This is a genomic window from Stenotrophomonas sp. TWI1409 (assembly GCF_039673015.1).
Taxonomy (GTDB): Bacteria; Pseudomonadota; Gammaproteobacteria; order Xanthomonadales; family Xanthomonadaceae; genus Stenotrophomonas; species Stenotrophomonas maltophilia_A.
In genome coordinates this window covers 1-21196 of sequence record NZ_JBDJKU010000054.1, presented here as the reverse complement: position 1 = coordinate 21196, position 21196 = coordinate 1, and the positions used below count along the sequence as shown (strand labels likewise).

The window sequence follows — 21196 nt, the reverse complement described above, 5'->3', positions numbered from 1 at the left end:
GCCGCTTCGTGGGCCGGAAAAGACAGACCCGGCAAAAGCCGGGTCTGTCGGGGTCCTGCGATCAGGCGTGGATCAGAACTTGTACTTCAGACGCACGAACGGGGTGCGGCCGTACAGGTCGTACTGGGTTGCGAATGCCGGGATGTTGCCGTAGCGGGCATCGCTGACGCCGGTGGAGATCAACGGCGGGGTCTTGTTGAAGATGTTGCTGACACCCACCAGGATTTCCCAGTCGGCCTGCGCGTAGCTGACCGAAGCGGTGTGGTACGTGCGCGAATCGGCAACGATGTCACGGTAGGAGTTCGGACGGCCCTGATAGGTGTACACCGGGTTCAGGTCGATGTCTTCGGTCTTGTGGATATAGGTGGTCAGCCAGTTGAACGACCAGTCGCCACGGGTCAGGCTCAATGCCAGATTGCCCACGACTTTGGGACGGCCGATGTCGCCCAGCAGTTCCGAGGATTCCAGGCCGCTTGCAGCCGCACTGGAGAACACTTCCTGGGTGTCTTCGATCGTGTAGGTGACCTGGGTCTCGGCCGAGAACTTGCCGAACGAGAAGTCGTGATCGAAGTTGGCGGTCAGGTCGTAACCACGGGTGCGCTGCTTGTTGATGTTGATGTACTTGTTCTGGATCTCGGTCACCGCATACGGCTGGTTGCCGGTAGCCGGGTTGCGCTTCAGCAGGTCGCAGTAGCTGTTCGGGTACACCGTGCCGCCGTAGCAGCCGCGCATGATGTTGGTGCTGCCGAGCTGGGCGATTTCATCCTTCACTTCATAGTCGAAGTAGTCGATGGCCACGCTGAGGTTGGCGAAGGTCGGAGTGAACACGATACCCGCAGTCTTCGCACGCGAGGTTTCGGGAATCAGGCCACTGCCACCGCCGGTGGCGTACGAGGTACCGCTCGAGCCGCCGCCCGCATAATCGGCGGGAATGCCTGCGGCTGCGCAGTTGGTCTGATAGGCGCTGTTGGAGCTTTCACCCCAGCGGACGCACGGATCGTTTGCCTGCTGGAAGAAGCCGGTCTGGTTGCCCAGGTACAGCTCATACAGGCCCGGAGCACGGTAGGAAGTGCCGATCGAGCCACGCAGACGCACCGATGGGATGATCTGCCAGTTCAGGCCGACCTTCCAGACGTTGTCCGAACCGGACACCGTGTCGTACTTGAATACACGGCCGGAGGCGTTCAGGCTCAGCGACTCCACCGCAGGCAGGCCCTTCAGCAGCGGAACGTCCAGCTCGACGAAGGCTTCCTTGACCTTGTCGTTGCCCTTGGTCACATCAGCCGAGGACGAGCCCCAGATGTCACCGGCGCGCGACAATTCGCCCGGCTGGTCGTTGATCGAGTAGTAGCGGTATTCCAGGCCGCCCGCAAAACCGACCGCACCCGCCGGCATCTCGAACAGGTCGCCGCTGACGACGGCGTTGATGGTGGCCTGCTTGTAGATGGTCTTGCCCCAGTCCCAGACGCCCAGCTTGTCGACCAGTTCATCGACCTTGCGGCCGCTGAGGTACTCCGGATCGAAGTAGTTCACCGCCGGAGGAGCATCGGTGTAGTCCAGGTCGCCGCTCTTGGAGGCCTGGATGGCCAGGTTACCGTACTTGCCCTTGGAGTGGCTGAAGTTCGCATTGACTTCCCATGCCCAGGTGTCGGTGCCCTTGAACAGGCCGTCAAGCTTGGTGGCGGCATAGAAGTAGTCGACCGTCACATCCTGTTGCGACTTGAACAGCATCACCGGATTGGCTTCGATGCGGGTGCCCGGCAGGTATGCGTACGGGAAGAACTGGCGCCAGGCGAACGTTTCGGTTTCGCGGCGGTTGAACAGGAACTGCGTCTTCCAGTTGACCGAATCGAAGCCGAAATCGGTTGCCAGGTAGACCGTCTTGCGTTCCTGCTGGTTGATGATCTGGCCCTCGCCCCAACGGGCGAAGTTCAACGGCTCATCGTAGAAGGCCTGGCCACGCGCATAGGTCTGGGTCTTGCGCGGGCGGTAGCCCGGCAGCGGGCCGACAGTGGTGCCATCACCCGACGGCACATAGCGGGTGCTGCCGATGTCGACCACGTTGTGAAGCATGTTGTTGCAGCCGGCCAGCGGGGTGCCGGCGTTGACCGAGCGATCTTCGCGATCGATGCGGTTGCCGTCCGCGTCCTTGATCAGGTCGTTGCCGCACTTCAGATAGTCGCGGTCGCCGCGGGTCAGCTCATAGTGCTTGTACCACTCGACGGCAGCCACGACGCTGCCCTTTTCGAAGTTCCAGCCATTGGCCAGCGACGCCGAGAACACTTCGCCGCCACCCTCGGTCGGCACGCGACCGGTGACGGTCAGCTCCGGGCGCTCGATGTTCTTCTTGGTGATCAGGTTGACCACACCGGCCACCGCGTCGGAACCATAGATCGAGGACGAACCGTCCTTCACGATCTCGGCACGCTGCAGGATGGCGGTGGGAATGACGTTCAGGTCGAAGGCGCCGACGGCGCCACGGGTACCGGCCGGGCCGGGGCGCTGGCCATCGAGCAGCACCAGGGTGCGGTTGGCGCCCAGGCCGCGAAGCGACACGGTCTGTACGCCGGTGCCGCCGTCCACGACGAAGCCGCCGAACTGGTGGGTGATCTGGGTTTCGGCCGAACCGATGGCCGACTTCTGCAGGAACTCGGCCACGTTGACCTGGCCCTGCTTCGCATTGGTTTCGGCGTTGATCGTGAACACCGGCGAAGTGGTCTCGTAGTCCGCACGGCGGATCAGGGAGCCGGTGACCGTAACCTTGTCAAGATCGGTTGCGCGGGTGGAAGCGCTTGAGCTGCTTGACGCCTTTGCTTCCTGCTGGGTGGATTCCTGGGCCAGAGCCGGTGCGACCTGCAGGCAGGCCAGCACAGCAAGAGTCAACGGGACGCGGCTTGGCTTTGATTGGCGGTTGGCGTTGCGCATTTCGTTTTGATCCCCACTTGTTATGCTTCGGTTAATGGAGTGTATGAGTCGCGTAAAGTAAATGCAACATGAATATTAAAATCTCTTAACTTGCTGTTGTTATGGGGAAATTCAGTATTTGGGGCATGAAAAAGCCCCTGCCTGGCCGGCAGGGGCTTGGTGAAAGCGAGGGTGCCCGGGGAGGGATCAGAGGCCGCCGGGGCCGCAATCCTTGCTCAGGTAGTCGGCCATGAGCGTCAATGTCGTCCGGAAGTGCACGGGGTACCAGGGCATGCTGTGCGGCATGTCGGGGATCAGTTCGAACCGGGCCGGCACCTTGCCCTGTACGCCGTTGTAGAAGTTCCTCGCATGGAAGGACGGCGTGCGTACGTCACGGTCGCCGACGAAGGTCAGCAGAGGAATCGTGGCCTTCGCGGTGTTCTGCATCGGGTCCATGCCCTTCACCGTGCGCCCCTGCAGAATGCGTTGCAGGCGGTTCTGGCTCCAGGAGGTGCCCAGTCGGCCAAGATCAGTGACCGGGGCACCCGCGATGGCGCACTGGTAGGGCGATGGGCTTCGGACCGTTGCAGCGGCAGCCGCGAAACCACCGTAGGAATAGCCGAAGATCGCGATCCGGTCCTTGGCGGCGATGCCCTGTGAGACCAGCCAGGCGGCGCCGTCATCCTTGTCGTCCTGCATCTTCTGGCCCCACTCGGCGTCACCTGCCAGCCAGAGCTTGCGGCCAAGGCCGGCGCTGCCGCGGTACTGAGGGCGCAACACGGCGTAGCCGCGCGAAGTGAAGAACGGTACCCAGCCTGATGCATCCCAGCCAGTGTAGTCGCGCGCCCACGGCCCGCCGTGCGGATGAACGAGTGCCGGCAGCGGGCCGTCGCCCTGCTTCCAGCCCGGCGGGAGATCCAGAATCGCTGGAATCTGCAGCCCATCGCGTGCGGTGTAGGTCACCCAGCGTTGTTCGCCAATCTGTTTGCTGTCCACCCAGGGGCGCTCATTGCCGAGTGGCACGACATCCTTGCGATCGGCCAGGATGAAGTAGCTCTTCGGGTTGCGGTTGCTTTCCGTGGTGAACAGGACGCGCGAAAGGTCGTCGTTGTAGCCGGTGATGTAGATGCTCAGGCCGGGATAGGCTTTCTGCAGGCCCTCCTGCAGGGCCTTCATCTGCGGATCCACGTACACGGCCTGTCGCTGCGGACCGTCGATATAGAAGCCGAGGACCTGGTTGAAGTTGCTCTTGCGCGTGCCCAGGATCAGTGAACTGATCGAGAAGGACGGATGGGCGGCCAGAGGCTCCTTGTCGAACTCCTTTTTGGCAGGATCGTACAGTCGCGCCTGCACCAGATCGGAGAACTGGTCGGTCAGCACGTACAGCTTGCCGCTGTCATCGTCTATGCCGACGACTTCCACCGTATAGCGTTCGCTCAGTCGGGTGGTCAGGGGGGCGTGCACTTCGAACTGGCCGGCGCTGTTCTTGATCAGAATGCGTTGTTCGAAATCGTCGGAGCCGGCGGATTCGACCTGGGTCTGGGTAAGGACTTCACCTGTTCGGGGATGGAACAGGCCGGGTGACGTGCGGGAGCTGCCCTTGAACAGCAGTTCGGTCTGGCCCGTGCGCAGGTTGAAGCGATAGTAGTTGGCCTGCAGCGTGGCCTCATTGAGCTGGCTGATGATGACCCTGTCTGCATCCAGCGGCAGCCCATGGACGAGCGAGGCGGTACCCGCAAGTTCGAGGCAGCGAAGGGTCTCGGGGCTGACCCCGAGCGTGCGGGTGTTGTTGGCGAAAGCCTCGTCGAACTTGGTCTGGGTAGCGTCGGTGAGGTAGGCCTTGGTCAGGAAGGTCTTGGTGGCTCCCGTACTGTTGCCTTCACCGCAGCCGCCGAGTTTGCCTGTCCATTCCTGGCGTCCGATGACGAGGTTGCGTCCCGCCTTCAGTGCGCTTGCCGCGATGAACTTCATCCGGTCACCGGATGGCGTGATGGCGACCGGACCGGCGCCGAGGTTATCCAGGTTCCAGTTGGCCAGGGCGGTATCGCTGTTGTCGCTGCCGGGCGCGGCGACGATCGCGACCAGCTGCTTGCCGTCGGCGCTCATGGTGACCGACTGGATGGTGGGGATCTTGGCGAAATCCTCGGCTGGCAGAGGGCTTGCGAGGGCAGGGGCAATGCACAGCGCCGCCAGTGCGGCGGCGCCAAGGCGGGCGGGGGACAAGCGCAGTTCCATGGTCGGCAGGGTCCTTGTGGCGGGCACATCAATATGACCTGAAGATGAACGAAGACGTGAATCCAGTCAACTTGGCGTGAATGCCCGGGCGCGCGTCACGCCCTGGAGGGACGACCAGCAAAAAAAGACCCCGCCGGGGGCGGGGTCTTTGGTGCGGCAAGGGCCTGGATCAGTGATCGCCGAACTCGTACTTGGCCTGCACATAGATGGCACGCCCGTAGGCGTTGTACAGGTAATTGTTGTACGGCTGGCCGCTGGTCCCGGCGAAGCTGAAGCGCTGGTTGTCCGGCATCTTGTTGAACACGTTGTTGACCATCAGCGACAGGGTCAGGTTGTCCAGCGCGCGATAGTTCACGCTCAGGTTGTAGGTGGTGTAGGACCCCCACTTGCCTGCCTTGTAGCCGGAGCTGTGGACGTAGTCGTAGCCATTGCCCACGTAGGCCATGTAGTTCGGCGTCTTGCCGATGTAGTTGGCATACAGGGTGGTGGTCCACTTGTCCTTGGCCCAGCCGACCGAACCATCGGCGCGCACCTTGGCGTAGGAGTCATATACCCACATCGCGTACGGGTCACGCAGCAGGTCCAGGAACTCATCGCCCGGCTGCGGCTGCAGTTCGCGCTTGAGCATGTCGGTGTAGTTGCCCGAGAACTGCAACGAACCGAAGCGGCCCATGTCGTGCACGTACTTGAAGCTGGCGGTCAGCGCTTCCAGGTTCTGGCGGGCGACGTTCATCTTCGGGGTGTAGATCTCGTCCAGCACGCCGGACGCATCGCGGGTGATCCAGTCGTCGACGTTCTGGCAGCTGGCCGAGGTGTTGTTGGCCTGGCCGCCACGGCAGTAGTACTCGGCCAGCAGCAGCTGGTCGGAGCTGAGCGTATCGACCTCGTTCTTGATCTTCCAGTTGTAGTAGTCCACCGACAGCGACAGGTTGTTGATCGGTGCCCACACAACACCTGCGTTCCAGACGTCGGCGGTGATCGGTTCCAGGTCCGGATTGCCGGCGCGGGTGCCGAATACCGAGACGCTGTCATACGGGCAACCGGTGGTGTTGGCCGGGTCGTAGCCCAGCTGGCCGCAACGGTAGTAGTCGGTGGAGCCGTTGGCATAGTAGCCGCTGCGGCCCTGGAATGCGTCGGACAGGGTCGGCGCGCGGAAGGCAGTGCCGTACTTGCCGCGGAACAGCAGGCTCTCGATCGGGCGGAACTCGATGCCGATGCTGTAGGTGGACTTGTCGACGGTGTTGCTGCCGATCTTGAAGGCGTCGTAGCGGCCGGAGCCGGTGACTGTCAGCGTGTCATGCAGCGGCAGACGCAGCTCACCGGTCACCGCATAGTTGCTGCGGTGGCCGGCACCGGAGACCGCCGTGGTGCCCCAGACGCTGCCATCCATCAGGCCCGGATCGGGGCTGTAGTCCCAGCCTTCACTGCCACCTTCAACGACCACGGCCAGGCCGGCGTCGCCGCCGGGCAGCTTGAACAGTGATCCATTGGTGACCTGTGCACGGGCCAGGTTCTGCCAGGTGCGGCTCTGGCTGTAGCTGTAGCCGGTGAAGGTCTGGAAGTCACCGGCCGGCAGCGGCGCGTAGAAGGCTTCCCAGTTCGGGCTGTAGATGTCGTAGCCGGTGCTGGTGGTTCCCAGCACCGGGCCGAGCACGCGCTGTTCGAAGTAATCGTTGATCGGGTCATTCCAGCGCACGAAATTGCGCTCGGTCAGCTTGTACTCGCCGCGGGTGAAGCTGAGGCTGTAGTCCCAGTTGCCGGCCGTGCCGCGGCCGCCCAGCGTCACCTGATAGGCCTTGTTGCGGTCGGTGTTCATGATGTCGCGGTAGCCGGCGCCGCCGATGTCTTCCGGGGCGAACACGCGCTGCAGGTTCATGTACTGGCCGCTGGCCTGGTCGTAGAAGCGGCCCCAACCGGAAGAGGTGCCCCACCAGGTGTAGCCGGAACCCGTCGCGTACTTGACCTCTTCCAGGCTGTACAGCGCATCGCCGAACAGCTGGAAATTGTCATTCACGTCGAAGGTGGCAGAGCTGTAGATCTGCGCGCTTTCCTTGCCGTTCTTGATGGTCTTGTAGCCGGTGCCATAGGTCGAGCCGCATGCCTGGCCGGTGGGTCGGGTGCCGAGCACGGTGGTGCCATCGAACTGCCCGGCGACGTTGGCGCACAGGTTCGGGTCCATCATCGCGTAACGGTTGTTGTTGGCCGGCAGCAGCACCAGGAAATCGTTGGAGACGTACTGCGGGCTGTAGCCGTCGGGATTGTTGACCTTGGTCAGATCGCGTTGGTAGCCCCAGATCGGGCTGGTCTTTTCGTACTGCACATTGACCAGCGCGTGGAAGCGGTCATCGACACCATTGAAGCCGCGGGCGCCGCTGAAGCGGAAGCTGTTGCCGCCGCCTTCGCTGTAGGCGCCGCCACGGACGTTGAGGACGCCACCATCCATGCGTTCCTTGAGGATGATGTTGACCACGCCAGCGATCGCATCGGAGCCATACAGTGAGGACTGGCCGCCCGGCAGGATCTCGATGCGCTCGACGATGTCGATCGGAATGCCGCTGATGTTGTTGAACGTATCGCCGCCGTTGTACAGCGCCGGATATGAAAGCATCGGGCGGCCGTTGATGAGGTACTTGGTGTAACCCGGGCTGAGGCCGAACATGCCGGCGGCTTCGGCGCCCTGGGTGAACGAGGCCGAGGTCTGGCCACCCTGCAGGCCACCAGTGGACAGCGAGGACTGCTGCAGGACATCGGCAACGCTGGTGAAGCCGCGGGTCTGGATGTCCTCTGCGGTCACGGTCAGGACCGGCGTGTGGTTCTCGATCTCGGTCTGCGGAATCAGCGAACCGGTGACCGTCACGCGGTCAAGCTGGGTCGGTGCATTGCCGCTTTGCGCCAGGGCCGTGCCGGAGGCGAGCAGTGTGCCGAGCAGGGCGAGCGTCAGTGGGTGGCGCGAGAGTGTGGAACGATGGCGAGACATGGAAAATCCCCGTAGTGAGCGATGTCTTGGCTACCGGCTTCCGTGTCGGCTTAACGATCTGTTCAGTTGCATTCCATTCAGCCGGACCGTAACACGCACTTAACGCAGGGAACACGCGATCGTCATTTCGTCAATCGGGCTTTTGCCTGAAAAATGGCGATATATCAATGACTAACGCCAATTGTTTTGGAGTGTTTCAAAAGATGGCGATATGAAGGGCATTCTTTCGTAGTGCATTTGCTGCTTCTGCATCAATGCTTTACCGAAGGCTTCCTGGAACCAAAAAAAAGGCCCCGCCGAAGCGGGGCCTGGTCCAGACACGAAGTCCGGAAAACGACGGGATCAGAAGTTGTACTTGACCTGGGCCGAGATCTGGCGGCCGTAGACGCTGTAGAAGCCGTCATTGAACGGGGTCGATTCGTTGCCCGGGTAGTTGTAGCGCTGGCCTTCCGGCAGCTTGTTGAACACGTTGTTGACCATCAGCGACAGGATCAGATCTTCCTGTGCCTGGTAGTTCATGCTCAGGTTGTACGTGGTGTACGAACCCCACTTGCCGGCCTTGGCGCCGGAGGAGTGGACGTAGCCGTAGCTGCGGCCGGTGTAGGCCAGGTAGTTCGGGGTGCTGCCGACGTAGTTGGCGTACACGGTGGTGGTGAACTTGGCGATGTTCCAGGCCACCGACAGATCGCCGCGAACCTTGGCGAAGTTGTCGTAGTACCACATGTTGTACGGATCGCTCAGCAGATCCAGCTTGGCGGCACCCGGCATCGGCTGCACTTCACGCTTCAGCATGTTGGTGTAGTTGCCGGAGAACATCAGCGAGCCGAAGCGGCCGATATCCTGCTGGTACTTGGCCGCCACGGTCACCGCTTCCAGGTTCTGGCTGGCAACGTTGAGCTTCGGCGTGTACACGCGGGTCAGGTTGCCACCGGCATCGCGGGACACCCAGTTGGTCACGTCACCGCAGCTGGCCGAGGTGTTGTTCGGCAGGCCGTTGTGGCACTGGTACTCGGCCAGCAGCAGCTGGTCGCTGCTGAGTGTCTTGACCTCGTTCTTGATCTTCCAGTTGTAGTAGTCGGCCGACAGCGAGAAGTTGCTGACCGGAGCCCACACCACGCCTGCGCTCCAGACGTCGGCGGTGATCGGCTTCAGGTCCGGGTTGCCGGACTTTTCGCTGTACACCGAGGTGTTCTTGTAGAACGAGCAGGCCTCGTCACGCAGGCCGTAGCCCAGCTGGCTGCAGCGGTAGTAGTCGTTCTGGCCGGACGAGTACGAACCGCTCATGCCCTGGAAGGCATCGGACAGGGTCGGCGCGCGGAAGGCGGTACCGTACTTGCCACGCAGCAGCAGGCTCTCGATCGGACGGAATTCCAGACCGATGCTGTAGGTGGCCTTGTCGACGGTCTTGTCGGCAATCTTGAAGGCGTCATAGCGGCCCGACGCGCTGACGGTCAGCTTGTCGTGCAGCGGCATGCGCAGCTCGCTGGTGACCGCATAGTTGCTGCGGTGGCCGGCGCCGGCGACGGCGGTGGTGCCCCACACGTTGCCCTTGACGAACGCCTGGTCCGGCGAGTAGTCCCAACCTTCGCTGCCACCTTCCAGCACAACGGCCAGGCCGGCGTCACCGCCCGGCAGGCTGAACAGCGAGCCGTTGGTCACCTGCACGCGGCCCAGGTTCTGCCAGGTCTTGCTGCGGTGGGTACCGTAGCCGGTGAAGCTGGCGAACTGGTCCGGAGTGATCGGCGAGTAGAAGGCCGCGTAGTCCGGGTTGTAGATGTCGAAGCCATCAGCGGTGGTGCCCAGCTTGGGGCCCAGCACGTTGTCGCCGAAGAAGCCATCGATCTTGTCCTTCCAGCGCACGAAGCGGTTCTGGTCCAGGCGGTACTCACCACGGGTGAAGCTGGCGCTGTAGTCCCAGTCGCCGACCATGCCCTTGCCGCCCAGGGTGACCTGGTAGGCACGGCTTTCGTCGGAGTTCATGATGTTGTTGTAGTGGCCCGGGCCGATTTCTTCCGGCGCGAAGGCGCGCTGCAGGTTCACGACCTTGCCCAGGCCCTGGTCGTAGAAGCTGCCCAGGCTCGACTTGGTGCCCCACCACAGGGCGCTGGAGCCGGAGGTGAACTCGGTCTTTTCCTTGCTGTACAGCACATCGGCGAACAGCTGGAAGTTGTCGTTCACGTCGAAGGTCATCGACGAGTAGAACTGGCCGCTGTTCTTGCCGTTCTTCAGGGTCTTGTAGCCGGCGCTGTACACCGAACCGCAGGACTCGCCCGACGGGCGCTGGCCGACCACAGTGGTGCCGTCATACAGCCCAGCGACGTTCGCGCAACGGCTCGGGTCCATCATCAGCAGCTTGTTGTCAGCGTTGGTGATGACGGCGAAGTCGTTCGACGGAACCTGGGCGGTGTAGCCGACCGGGTTGTTCTGGCGGGTGATGTCGCGCTGGTAGCCCCAGATCGGGCTGCCGTTCTCGATCTGCACGTTGAACAGTGCATGGAAGCGGTCGTCGAAGGCGTTGATGCCCTTGGCGGCGCTGAAGCGGATGTTGCTGCCACCGCCTTCGGTGTAGGTGCCGCCACGGAGGGTCATGGTGCCGCCGTCCATGCGCTCCTTCAGGATGATGTTGACCACACCGGCGATTGCGTCCGAGCCGTACAGCGAGGACTGGCCGCCCGGCAGCACTTCGATGCGCTCGACGATGTCGATCGGAATGCCGCTGATGTTGTTGAAGGTTTCGCTGCCGTTGTACAGCGCCGGATACGAGAGCATCGGGCGTCCGTTGATCAGGTACTTGGTGTAGCCCGGGTTCAGGCCGAACATGCCGGCAGCTTCGGCGCCCTGGGTGAACGAACCCGAGGTCTGGCCACCCTGCAGGCCGCCGGTGGTCAGCGACGACTGCTGCAGCACTTCAGCAACACTGCTGAAGCCGCGGGTCTGGATGTCTTGGGCGGTGATGGACATCACCGGGGTCTGGGTTTCAACCTGGGTCTGCGGGATCAGCGAACCGGTGACGGTGATCTTGTCCAGGTTGGTCGCCTTGTCCTGGGCCATTGCCGGGGCGGCGGCCATCAGAGCGGAAATCAGGGCGACGGCGAGCGTGTTGCGACGTGCGGTGTTGCTTACGTAGTTCATGTAGTTCCATTGGAGAGCAAAAACAAAAACGGCACTGCGCATGCGCCATCGCGCGGGCTGGAAATGCCAGCTCCGCAGCCCAAAACAGTGCGGGTCGAACGTAACATGAACTTAACAATCTGTGCACGAATCTGTAGCAATCCTGAATTTCAGTCAGGTTACGTCCAGCTTGTATGATGCTCGGTTATTCCCCCTGACCCCGCCGGTGCTCGTTGTGAACAGTTCTCCCCGCCGTCCCCATGCAAGCCAGGTCCAGAAGGGACTTACGCCGCATGCCCGCATCCGCAACGTGATCGCGGTTGGTTCGGGCAAGGGCGGCGTCGGCAAGTCGACCACTGCGGTCAATCTGGCCGTGGCCCTGCAGCAGCTCGGCGCACGCGTGGGCGTGCTTGATGCGGACATCTACGGGCCGAGCGTGCCGGCCATGCTGGGCCTGTCCGGTCGCCCGGAAAGCCCCGACAACAAGAGCATCGAGCCGCTGCGTGCGTTCGGCGTGGACACCATGTCGATCGGCTACCTGATCGAAGAAGACACGCCGATGATCTGGCGTGGACCGATGGCCACCTCGGCGATGACCCAGCTGTTCAATGACACCCTGTGGGATGACCTGGACTACCTGCTGATCGACCTGCCACCGGGCACCGGTGACATCCAGCTGACCCTGACCCAGAAGATCCCGCTGGCCGGCGCGGTGATCGTCACCACCCCGCAGGACATCGCCACGCTGGATGCGAAGAAGGCGCTGAAGATGTTCGAGAAGGTCGAGGTGCCGGTGCTCGGCATCGTCGAGAACATGGCGGTGCATACCTGCAGCAGCTGCGGGCATGTCGAACACCTGTTCGGCGAGGGCGGCGGCGAGCGCATGGCCGCGCAGTACGGCGTGCCGTTGCTGGGTTCGTTGCCGCTGCAGATCGGCATCCGCGAGCAGGGCGATTCCGGTACCCCGATCACCGTGGCCCAGCCGGATTCGGTCCCGGCCCAGGCCTACCGCCATGCCGCCCAGCGCCTGATCGAGGAGGTTGGCAAGCGTCCGCGTGCCTCGATCCCGATCCTGTCGTCGCTGCTGTAAGTGCCGGGGCAGGGGCCGCCGGCAACGCCCGGCCCCCTGCTAGAATCCTCGCGCCCCCTCGTACCCCAGGACAAAGCATGAGCATCAAGAGTGACCGTTGGATCCGCCGCATGTCCGAGCAGCACGGCATGATCGAGCCGTTCGAGGCCGGGCAGGTCAAGCAGGCCAACGGCGAGCGCATCGTCAGCTATGGCACCTCCAGCTACGGCTACGACGTGCGCTGCTCGCGCGAGTTCAAGGTGTTCACCAACATCAACTCGACCATCGTCGATCCCAAGCACTTCGACCCGGGCAGCTTCGTGGATATCGTCGGCGATGAATGCATCATCCCGCCGAACAGCTTCGCGTTGGCGCGCACCGTGGAGTACTTCCGCATCCCGCGCGATACCCTGGTGGTGTGCCTGGGCAAGAGCACCTATGCGCGCTGCGGCATCATCGTCAACGTGACCCCGCTGGAACCGGAGTGGGAAGGCCACGTCACCCTGGAGTTCAGCAACACCACGCCGCTGCCGGCACGCATCTACGCCAATGAAGGCGTGGCGCAGATGCTGTTCTTCCAGGCGGCCGCCGATGACATCTGCGAGACGTCGTACCGCGATCGTGGTGGCAAGTACCAAGGCCAGACCGGCGTGACCCTGCCGCGGACCTGAGCGGCGCGCCATCGCATGACGAAAACGCCGGGCATGCCCGGCGTTTTCATGGGTGCGGCCACACGCTGCGCTCGCCGGGCATGGCCCGGCGCCAGCTTATTTCCCGCGACCGAACAGCATCGCGATGCCCACGCCCACCAGTGCCACCGGCCACCAGGTCAACAGCAGCTTGGACAGGTTCAGGTGCGTCCAGCCGAGGTTGCTGGCGAGCATGAACAGGCCGATCAGGATCAGCAGGACGGCGGCAACGAGGTTGAATCGCATCGGGTCGGCAAACGCTCAGGACTGGGCTGGATATCCTAGCCGTTCCTTCCAGTAGGCGACATGCTGGTCCAGCGCACCCGGCTCGTATCGGTGCGCGGGGCCACTGCCCCAGACCGGGCCTGGCCACGCGGGGTCGCCGTCATGGCGGCCGATCACATGGAAATGCAGCTGGCGCACGATGTTGCCCAGCGCACCGATATTGATCTTCTCCACCCCGTCGGCGCCCTTCAGGGCCTTGCAGGCGCGGTTGAGCTCGGTGCGCAGCTTGTCCTGCTGCTCGCCGTCCAGCTCGATCCACTCGGTCACCCCGGCCAGGCGCGGTACCAGCACCAGCCAGGGGAATCGTTCGTCGTTCATCAGCCGCACTTGCGACAACGGTCCTTCCGCCACCAGCACGCTATCGGTGGCCAGGCGTGAATCGAGTTCGAATTCGCTCATCCAAGATGCTCCGAGAAGAAGTCCAGGGTGCGTTGCAGCGCCAGGGTGGCGCTGTCTGGATCATACGCATGTCCGACCTCCCGGTTGAAGGCGTGGTCGGCCGGATAGACGAAGGTGGCCATCTGCGGCAGCTTCTCGCGATGGGCCTGCACGGCCTCCGGCGGGATGCTCTTGTCCTGGGCACCGAAGTGGAAGATCACCGGGGCCTTGGGTGTCTCATCCAGGAACTGGACGTTGCGCGCACCGTAGTAGCTGACCGATGGCAGGCCCAGGCGCAGGGCCGACAGCATCGCCACCGTGCCGCCCCAGCAGTAGCCCACCGTGCCGACCTTGCCGTAGGGGGCCAGCCGGGTCGCTGCGGCACGGACCACCTCCAGCGCCTTCTCCATGCCCAGTGCAGTCACCCGTTCCAGGCCCTGCTTCACGCCGTCGGCGTCATAGGGCAGGGCATCCGGATCGGCTTCTGTGCCGTCAATCAGGTCGAAAAAGGACGGCGCCAGCACCGCATAGCCTTCGGCCGCGAAGCGCTCGGCCACGCCGCGGATGTGCGGGTTGGCGCCGAAGATTTCCTGCACCACCACCAGCCCGCCACGCGGGGTGCCCTCCGGCAGGGCGTGCCAGGCCCGTACCGGGCCGTGATGCGTATCCAGGGTGATCCACTCGGCCATCGTTTCCATCTCGTTGCGGGGAACAGAACCCGCATTGTCGGCGCTGCGTGGGTTAGCGCGGTGTCAGCGGCTGTGCGTGATCGGGCGGCTGGCCATTCAGAGCGCGGCCGCCAACCCCGGTATACTGGCGCCCTTTCAGGCCCCGGCCCCCAGGAACCCCTGCCACGACGGCAGGGGCCCAGGCCCCCAGAGTCCCGCGATTCCATGTCCCAGCTGAACCCCAAAGTCGGCTTCGTCAGCCTTGGCTGCCCGAAGGCCCTTGTCGATTCCGAACGCATCCTTACCCAGCTCCGCTCGGAAGGCTACGACATCGTGCCGTCCTACGATTCGGCCGACGTGGTGGTGGTCAACACCTGCGGCTTCATCGATTCGGCGGTGACCGAGTCGCTGGACGCGATCGGCGAGGCGATGAACCAGAACGGCAAGGTCATCGTCACCGGCTGCCTGGGCAAGCGCCCGGAGCAGATCCGCGAGGCGTACCCCAACGTGCTGGCGGTGTCCGGCCCGCAGGACTACCAGAGCGTGATGGAAGCGGTGCACGAAGCGCTGCCGCCCAAGCACGATCCGTTCGTGGACCTGGTGCCCGACTACGGCATCAAGCTGACCCCGCGTCACTATGCCTACCTGAAGATTTCCGAGGGCTGCAACCACAAGTGCAGCTTCTGCATCATTCCGTCGATGCGCGGCAAGCTGGTTTCGCGCCCGGTGGATGAGGTGCTGCGTGAAGCCGAGCGCCTGGTGCGCGGTGGCGTGCGTGAGCTGCTGGTGGTATCGCAGGACACCTCGGCCTACGGCGTGGACGTGAAGTACGCCGAGAAGATGTGGCGTGACAAGGCCTACCAGACCCGCCTGAAGGCGCTGTGCGAAGGCCTGTCCGAGCTGGATGCGTGGGTGCGCATGCACTACGTCTACCCGTACCCGCACGTGGACGAGGTGGTGCCGCTGATGGCCGAAAACCGCATCCTGCCGTACTTGGACATCCCGTTCCAGCACGCCAGCCCACGCATCCTGCGCCTGATGAAGCGCCCCGGCGCGGTCGAGAAGACCCTGGAGCGCGTGCAGAACTGGCGCCGTATCGCGCCGGACATCACCGTGCGTTCCACCTTCATCGTCGGCTTCCCCGGCGAGACCGAGGCCGAGTTCGAGGAGCTGCTGTCGTTCCTCGACGAAGCGCAGCTGGACCGCGTCGGCGCGTTCGCCTATTCGCCGGTCGAGGGTGCCACCGCCAACGACCTGCCCGATGCGGTGCCGGAAGAGGTGAAGCAGGAGCGCCTGGCCCGTTTCATGGAAAAGCAGGCGCAGATTTCCGCTGCGCGCCTGGAGGCCAAGATCGGCACCGTGCAGCAGTGCCTGGTCGACGCCATCGAAGGCGATATCGCGGTGGCCCGTTCCAAGGCCGATGCCCCGGAGATCGATGGCCTGGTGCACATCCAGAATGCCGACCAGGTGCCGTTGCGCGTGGGTGAGTTCGTCGACGTGGACATCACCGAGAGCGACGAGCACGACCTGTACGGTGACGCGCTGCCGGCCGCCACCCGCCCGGCATTCGATCTCAAGATGCTGTGACCGCGGCGACGACCGCCCCCGGTGACGGCAGCGGCGTCCGCCGTTTCGTGCCGCCGCCGCGTGCGGCGGTCGATCCACAGGTGTTCGCGCACCCGGTGTTTGCCGGATTGCGCGACGTTCGTGATCTGTTGGAAGGCCCGGAGTGGCCGTCCATTGCAGCGCTCGAGGCACGCCTCGCGCTACCGGGCATGCAGCTGGTCGAGCAGGATGCCAGGCTGCTGGCCGACGGCCTGCACTACGAAGCCCGCATCGCACAGGGCCGCATCGCCACCCGCGCCGACAACTGGCATGACCTGTTCAACGCACTGGTGTGGGCCCACTACCCGCAGCTCAAGCAGGCGCTCAATGCGCAGCAGTGCCGGCATATCGAGGCGATGCCGCCGGGTCAGCGCAACCGCGCGCAGGCGGCACTGACCCAGTTCGACGAAACCGGCGTGATCGTGCGTGTGCGCGATCACACGCTGCTGGCTGCCTGGGATGTGCACGACTGGTGTGCGCTGTTCGAATCGAGACACTGGCTGAGCGGCGACATTGCCATCGCTACGGTATTCGGGCACGCGCTGATGGAGCAGGCGCTGCTGCCGGACCGCCGGCTGGTGGGCAAGTGCGTGGTGGTGCACGGCAAAGCCGATGACACCTGCGTTGACGCAGTGACCGCGGCCATCGCCGAAGGCAGGGCAGTGACCGATCCCCTGCAGTTGCGTCCGCTGCCGTTGGCTGGAGTTCCGGGCTGGCACGAGAGACAGGACGCCGACTTCTATGCAGATGCCGCGTACTTCCGCCCGTTGCGTGCCGGCCGCCAGTATCCGCCGCCGTTGCACGGGGCTATGTAGAGTCGACTGTCAGTCGACTGCTCTTCGTTCCGAGGCCGTGAACGCCTGACAGATGGCTTCGGCGAGTCATCAACCGCGATGAGGAGCGCGGTGCGTTTGCCGTCCGGCTGCGGAGGTTTGTGCCGCGCTTCGCGCGGTAGTCGACTGACAGTCGACGCTACAGCGGTTCGTATTCCACGCTGATCACCGCGAAGGTGAACTGGCCGCCGGGCAGTTCCACCGAGAATTCATCATCCAGCCGCTTCTTCAGCAGTGCACGTGCCAGCGGCGAATCGATGCTGATCCAACCCAGGCCTGCGTCGGTCTCATCCGGGCCGACAATGCGATAGCGGCTGGTGTCGCCACTGTCCACGTTCTCCAGTTCCACCCACGCACCAAAGAACACCGCCTGCGGATCGGTCGGCGTGGTGTCGACCACGCGCAGCGATTCCAGCCGCTTGGTCAGGTAGCGCACGCGGCGGTCGATTTCACCCAGCTGCTTCTTGCGGTAGGTGTACTCGGCGTTCTCGGAGCGGTCGCCTTCCGCGGCAGCGGCGGCCAGCGCCTTCACCACCTCCGGGCGGCGCACACGCCACAGCTCATCCAGTTCGGCCTTCAACCGGGCGTGGCCGGAGGCGGTGATCAGGGCGGTGCTCTTTTCTGCAGGGGGACGCCAACGCGACATGTGGTGCGACTTCTTTTCAGGGGAACGATGGGGCCGGGTCCTTTCCCCAGGAAAGGCCTCCGACCCCGGGAGGGCAGGTCAGCGCTTGCCGCCGAAGATGCCGCCCAGCAGGCCGCGCACGATCTGGTTGCCCAGCTTGGTGCCGACGGTGCGCGTGGTCTGCTTGGCCATGGTTTCGATCATGCCCTGGCGGCGCTTGGTGCCGAAGATCGCGTCCTTGATCGCCTGGCCGAAACCGCCTTCCTGCGCTTCGTCCTGCTCGCGACTGCGCGCGGCCGGTGCCTGCGCCTGTTCGACGGTCTTCTGCGCACGCTGGGCCAGCAGTTCGGCGGCCGATTCACGGTTGATCGCGGTGTCGTAGCGGCTGCCGACCGGGCTGCCGGCACGCACCTGGGCACGCTCGGCGTCGGTGATCGGCCCCATCCGGCAGCGCGGCGGCGCGATCATCGTCTGCTGCACCGGCATCGGCACACCCTTGTCCTGCAGCGTGGACACCAGCGCTTCGCCGGTACCGAGCTGGCTGAGCACCTTGGCCACGTCCAGCTTCGGGTTCGGCACGAAGGTCTCGGCAGCAGTCTTCACTGCCTTCTGGTCGCGCGGGGTGAATGCACGCAGCGCATGCTGCACGCGGTTGCCGAGCTGGCCGAGGATGTTGCCCGGTACGTCGTCGGGGAACTGCGAGCAGAAATACACGCCCACGCCCTTGGAGCGGATCAGGCGCACCACCTGCTCGATGCGCTGCACCAGCGAGGCCGGTGCGTCGTCGAACAGCAGGTGTGCCTCGTCGAAGATGAAGACCAGCTTCGGCTTGTCCAGGTCACCCACCTCCGGCAGCTGCTCGAACAGCTCCGACAGCAGCCACAACAGGAAGGTGGAATACAACTTGGGCTTGAGCACCAGCTGGTCGGCGGCGAGGATGCCGATCACGCCGCGGCCGTCGTGATTGACCCGCATGATGTCGGCCAGTTCCAAGGCCGGTTCGCCGAAGAAGTTCTCGCCGCCATCCTGTGCCAGGCGCAACACCGAGCGCTGGATCGCAGCGATGGACTGCGCGCTGACCAGACCGTACTCGGTGGAGATGTCCTTGCGTTCTTCGGCAACCAGGCCGAGCAGGGCGCGCAGGTCATCCATGTCCAGCAGCAGCAGGCCGCGATCGTCGGCCAGCTTGAATACGATATCGAGCACCCCGGCCTGGGTGTCGTTCAACTCGAGGATGCGCGACAGCAGGGTCGGGCCCATTTCGCTGACCGTGGTGCGCACCGGGTGGCCGAGCTTGCCGTACAGGTCCCAGAAAATGGTCGGGCTGGCGGCCGGCGCGTAGTCGGCCACGCCGATCTCGGCGGCGCGCTTGAGCAGGTTCTCGGCACCGGTGCCGGGCACGGCCAGGCCGGACACATCGCCCTTCACATCGGCCAGGAACACCGGGACGCCCAGCCGCGAGAAGCCCTCGGCCAGGGTCATCAAGGTCACAGTCTTGCCGGTACCGGTGGCGCCGGCCACCAGGCCGTGGCGGTTGCCGAGTTTCGGCAGCAGGGTGACGGCAATATCGTCGGTGATGCCTTTGCCGAGCAGAATCGGATCCATGGTCCAGCCCTTGTGGTGAATAGCCCAATGTTAACCGCCGGCGGTGACGGGCCGAAGGTCGGCTTGCCCGGACCTTGGCGGCGCCGCTACTCTGCCTGCCTGTTTCGCACACAGTGCCATCAATGCCCGTTCCTGTCCTGATTTCCCGCGGTTGGCCGCTGCTGGCCCTGGCCGGCCTGGTTTCCCTGGCGCCCGACGCCCATGCGCAGCGGGTTTCGGCCCGGGACAAGGTGAAGGTGGATGCGCTGCAGCAGCGCATGACCGCCGCCGAGAAGCGCTACAGCGATGCGCTGCTGCTGGTCGCCAATGCCGACCCCAAGGGCAGCAACGAGGCGGACGCCGCGCTGGAGGACATGGAAGATGTCCTCAACGACTGCGTGAAGCAGAAGGGCTGCCAGATGGGCACCCTGCTGGCCAGCTACAAGCGTCTGCTCAAGCATGATGCTGATGCCGCTGCCAGCGATGACGTGGCCGATGAGGGGGGTGACCGCCTGGAAGCCGACCCCGACCATATCGGCCCGCTTACCGCCGACGTGCCGGAGGCCGCGCGCGCTGCAGCGCTGCTCAACGACAAGCGACATGCCTTCGACACCATGGTCGAGTACAACCCCGCCGTGCAGGCCGGCATCCGCCGCTGGTTGACCGACATGCGCCCGGCGCTGCTGACCAGCTACGAGAACTACCAGAACCTGCGCGCGGTGATGTGGCCGGAGTGGGAAAAGCGTGGTCTGCCGGAGGCGCTGCTGTTCGGCATCATGGCCAAGGAGTCCAACGGCCGTGTGCATGCCTCCTCGCGTGCCGGCGCCGCCGGGCTGATGCAGTTCATGCCGGCCACCGGCCGCCGCTTCGGCCTGGGCCCGGACGGCACCGGCTTCGACACGCGCTTTGACGCACGCAGTGCCGCCGAGGCCAGCGCCAGTTATCTCAACGAGCGCCTGCGCGAACTGAACAACAACGTGGAAATGTCGGTGGCCGCCTACAACGGTGGCGAAGGCCGCGCCGCGCGCGTGTTCAAGCAGAGCGGTGGCCAGAGTTTCTGGACCGACAGCGTCTACAACCAGTTCCCCGGTGAAACCAAGGACTACGTGCCGATGGTGATCGCCGCGGCCTGGATCTTCCTGCACCCGCAGCAGTACGGTGTGGAGCTGCCGAAGATCAGTGCGCAGCCGGCCACGCTGCGCCTGGCCAAGTCCACCACCATCTACGAACTGACCATCTGCCTGGGCAGCCACGGCACCCGCGATGGCTACATGCGCGCGCTGCGCAACCTCAACCCGCGCTATGAGGCCGATGGCTGGATCCCGGCCGGCACGCTGATCAATGCCACCACCCGCATCGCCGGCCTGTACCAGCGCAACTGCGTCAGTGGCCCGCGTGCCGACCTGGCCCGCACGCTGATCACCGCCGATCTGAACGCAGCAATCAAGCGCCCGGCCGCGACCAGCTACACCGGAAGCGTGGCCGTGGGCGGCGTGGTGCCGGTGGCCGATGCGGCCGCGTCCACCAGCGTGCCGACCACGCCGGTCGCTCCGGTGGCCACGCCGCGCCCGGCGGCGCGCCCGAAGCCGGTGCGCAGCCACAAGGTGGGCCGGGGTGAAACCCTGGGCGCCATCGCGGCCAAGTTCCAGTGCGACGTGCCCACCCTGGCCCGCGCCAATGGCCTGAAGGCCCCGGCCTACAGCCTGCGCCACGGCCAGACGCTGAAGCTGCAGGGCTGCGACAAGTAATCCCCCCGACCCTGGAATCCGCATGGACCTCGAAGACACCCGCAACCTGTTCGCCAACCTCCGCGAAAACACCGACTGGGACATCACCGGCCCGTTGCTGTGGGGGTACTTCTTCGTGCACTCCACTGCCGAGCCGTTGCAGGCACTGGCAGAGCACCTGCAGGCGCAGGGCTATACCTTCGTGGAACTGTTCGAGCAGGAGCCGGAAGAGGGCGATGCGCCGTTCCACGTGCTGCACGTGGAGCGTGTGGAGATCCACGACGAAGCCTCGCTGGACCGCCGCAACCAGGAATTCGCTGCCCTGGCCGCGGAAAAGGGCGTGGAAGACTACGACGGCATGGACGTCGGCCCGGCCCCAGCCCTGCAGTAATGCGCGTACCGGTAGTGCCGGCCGCTGGCCGGCATTCCGTTGTGGAAAAAGGGGACGGAGGGGATTAAGTCGTTTATGCATAAACGACTTAATACCCACCGTCCCCGTTTTGTAA

15 protein-coding genes are annotated in these 21196 nt (G+C 64.3%); 6 read left to right on the top strand and 9 right to left on the bottom strand.

The window, feature by feature from the left end; genetic code table 11:
• Positions 1-72 precede the first annotated feature (72 nt).
• From ABE423_RS16030 to ABE423_RS16015, 4 genes are all read right to left on the bottom strand, one after another.
• Positions 73-2925 (bottom strand): TonB-dependent receptor, encoded by a 2853-nt coding sequence (locus tag ABE423_RS16030; protein ID WP_125893993.1) that lies wholly within the window; start codon positions 2923-2925, stop codon positions 73-75.
• Positions 2926-3111: 186 nt separating this feature from the next.
• A complete protein-coding gene (locus ABE423_RS16025) occupies positions 3112-5139 on the bottom strand; it encodes a prolyl oligopeptidase family serine peptidase (protein WP_049398711.1) in 2028 nt (675 codons plus the stop codon).
• Between the two features lie 169 nt (positions 5140-5308).
• Complete coding sequence (locus ABE423_RS16020; protein WP_197615836.1) at positions 5309-8116, bottom strand: TonB-dependent receptor; 2808 nt, start codon at positions 8114-8116, stop codon at positions 5309-5311.
• 342 nt (positions 8117-8458) lie between these two features.
• Positions 8459-11248 carry a TonB-dependent receptor gene (locus ABE423_RS16015; RefSeq protein WP_346486708.1) on the bottom strand — a complete coding sequence of 930 codons (2790 nt, stop codon included), beginning with the start codon at positions 11246-11248 and terminating at the stop codon, positions 8459-8461.
• A 214-nt stretch (positions 11249-11462) separates the two neighbouring features.
• Here ABE423_RS16015 and apbC point away from each other — a divergent pair, with 214 nt between their 5' ends.
• Both apbC and dcd read left to right on the top strand, forming a co-directional pair.
• Positions 11463-12317: an iron-sulfur cluster carrier protein ApbC gene (apbC, locus tag ABE423_RS16010; protein ID WP_026347084.1), complete on the top strand. Its 855-nt coding sequence runs from the start codon at positions 11463-11465 to the stop codon at positions 12315-12317.
• A 77-nt stretch (positions 12318-12394) separates the two neighbouring features.
• On the top strand, positions 12395-12967 hold the full coding sequence (dcd, locus tag ABE423_RS16005) for a dCTP deaminase (protein ID WP_010483020.1): 573 nt from the start codon (positions 12395-12397) through the stop codon (positions 12965-12967).
• 96 nt (positions 12968-13063) lie between these two features.
• Here dcd and ABE423_RS16000 read toward each other — a convergent pair whose 3' ends face one another.
• Genes ABE423_RS16000 through ABE423_RS15990 form a run of 3 tightly spaced genes read right to left on the bottom strand, consistent with a single transcriptional unit; the run spans position 13064 to position 14337 of the window.
• The gene (locus tag ABE423_RS16000; protein ID WP_005418011.1) at positions 13064-13231 is read right to left on the bottom strand and encodes a DUF5668 domain-containing protein; all 168 of its coding nucleotides are present in this window, start codon (positions 13229-13231) and stop codon (positions 13064-13066) included.
• Positions 13232-13246: 15 nt separating this feature from the next.
• Positions 13247-13669 (bottom strand): HIT family protein, encoded by a 423-nt coding sequence (locus ABE423_RS15995; RefSeq protein WP_049398714.1) that lies wholly within the window; start codon positions 13667-13669, stop codon positions 13247-13249.
• Positions 13666-14337 (bottom strand): dienelactone hydrolase family protein, encoded by a 672-nt coding sequence (locus ABE423_RS15990; RefSeq protein ID WP_154264097.1) that lies wholly within the window; start codon positions 14335-14337, stop codon positions 13666-13668. The genes ABE423_RS15995 and ABE423_RS15990 overlap by 4 nt, the downstream gene beginning before the upstream one ends.
• A 204-nt stretch (positions 14338-14541) precedes the next feature.
• On the opposite strand from ABE423_RS15990, the gene rimO reads away from it, so the two are divergent.
• Together rimO and ABE423_RS15980 are read left to right on the top strand one after the other, a co-directional pair.
• Positions 14542-15903, top strand: a complete 1362-nt coding sequence (rimO, locus tag ABE423_RS15985; protein WP_049398716.1) for a 30S ribosomal protein S12 methylthiotransferase RimO — start codon at positions 14542-14544, stop codon at positions 15901-15903.
• Positions 15900-16736 (top strand): DUF3025 domain-containing protein, encoded by an 837-nt coding sequence (locus ABE423_RS15980; RefSeq protein ID WP_346486704.1) that lies wholly within the window; start codon positions 15900-15902, stop codon positions 16734-16736. Before rimO ends, ABE423_RS15980 begins: the two co-directional genes overlap by 4 nt.
• A 157-nt stretch (positions 16737-16893) precedes the next feature.
• Here the strand turns inward: ABE423_RS15980 and greB are convergent, their stop codons facing one another.
• A complete protein-coding gene (gene greB, locus ABE423_RS15975; RefSeq protein WP_346486703.1) occupies positions 16894-17400 on the bottom strand; it encodes a transcription elongation factor GreB in 507 nt (168 codons plus the stop codon).
• Positions 17401-17478: 78 nt separating this feature from the next.
• Complete coding sequence (locus tag ABE423_RS15970; RefSeq protein WP_346486702.1) at positions 17479-18984, bottom strand: helicase HerA-like domain-containing protein; 1506 nt, start codon at positions 18982-18984, stop codon at positions 17479-17481.
• Positions 18985-19106: 122 nt separating this feature from the next.
• Between ABE423_RS15970 and ABE423_RS15965 the strand changes: the two genes are divergently transcribed.
• Together ABE423_RS15965 and ABE423_RS15960 are read left to right on the top strand one after the other, a co-directional pair.
• Positions 19107-20711: a transglycosylase SLT domain-containing protein gene (locus ABE423_RS15965; protein ID WP_180845115.1), complete on the top strand. Its 1605-nt coding sequence runs from the start codon at positions 19107-19109 to the stop codon at positions 20709-20711.
• 22 nt (positions 20712-20733) lie between these two features.
• A complete protein-coding gene (locus ABE423_RS15960) occupies positions 20734-21081 on the top strand; it encodes a ribonuclease E inhibitor RraB (RefSeq protein WP_071228773.1) in 348 nt (115 codons plus the stop codon).
• Positions 21082-21196: the final 115 nt, after the last annotated feature.

Bases quoted from the DNA above. Each gene is read 5' to 3' on its own strand.
- ABE423_RS16030 (WP_125893993.1), bottom strand. From the start codon at position 2,925: ATGCGCAACGCCAACCGCCAATCAAAGCCAAGCCGCGTCCCGTTGACT.
- ABE423_RS16025 (WP_049398711.1), bottom strand. From the start codon at position 5,139: ATGGAACTGCGCTTGTCCCCCGCCCGCCTTGGCGCCGCCGCACTGGCG.
- ABE423_RS16020 (WP_197615836.1), bottom strand. From the start codon at position 8,116: ATGTCTCGCCATCGTTCCACACTCTCGCGCCACCCACTGACGCTCGCC.
- ABE423_RS16015 (WP_346486708.1), bottom strand. From the start codon at position 11,248: ATGAACTACGTAAGCAACACCGCACGTCGCAACACGCTCGCCGTCGCC.
- dcd (WP_010483020.1), top strand. From the start codon at position 12,395: ATGAGCATCAAGAGTGACCGTTGGATCCGCCGCATGTCCGAGCAGCAC.
- ABE423_RS16000 (WP_005418011.1), bottom strand. From the start codon at position 13,231: ATGCGATTCAACCTCGTTGCCGCCGTCCTGCTGATCCTGATCGGCCTG.
- ABE423_RS15995 (WP_049398714.1), bottom strand. From the start codon at position 13,669: ATGAGCGAATTCGAACTCGATTCACGCCTGGCCACCGATAGCGTGCTG.
- ABE423_RS15990 (WP_154264097.1), bottom strand. From the start codon at position 14,337: ATGGCCGAGTGGATCACCCTGGATACGCATCACGGCCCGGTACGGGCC.
- rimO (WP_049398716.1), top strand. From the start codon at position 14,542: ATGTCCCAGCTGAACCCCAAAGTCGGCTTCGTCAGCCTTGGCTGCCCG.
- greB (WP_346486703.1), bottom strand. From the start codon at position 17,400: ATGTCGCGTTGGCGTCCCCCTGCAGAAAAGAGCACCGCCCTGATCACC.
- ABE423_RS15970 (WP_346486702.1), bottom strand. From the start codon at position 18,984: ATGGATCCGATTCTGCTCGGCAAAGGCATCACCGACGATATTGCCGTC.
- ABE423_RS15965 (WP_180845115.1), top strand. From the start codon at position 19,107: ATGCCCGTTCCTGTCCTGATTTCCCGCGGTTGGCCGCTGCTGGCCCTG.
- ABE423_RS15960 (WP_071228773.1), top strand. From the start codon at position 20,734: ATGGACCTCGAAGACACCCGCAACCTGTTCGCCAACCTCCGCGAAAAC.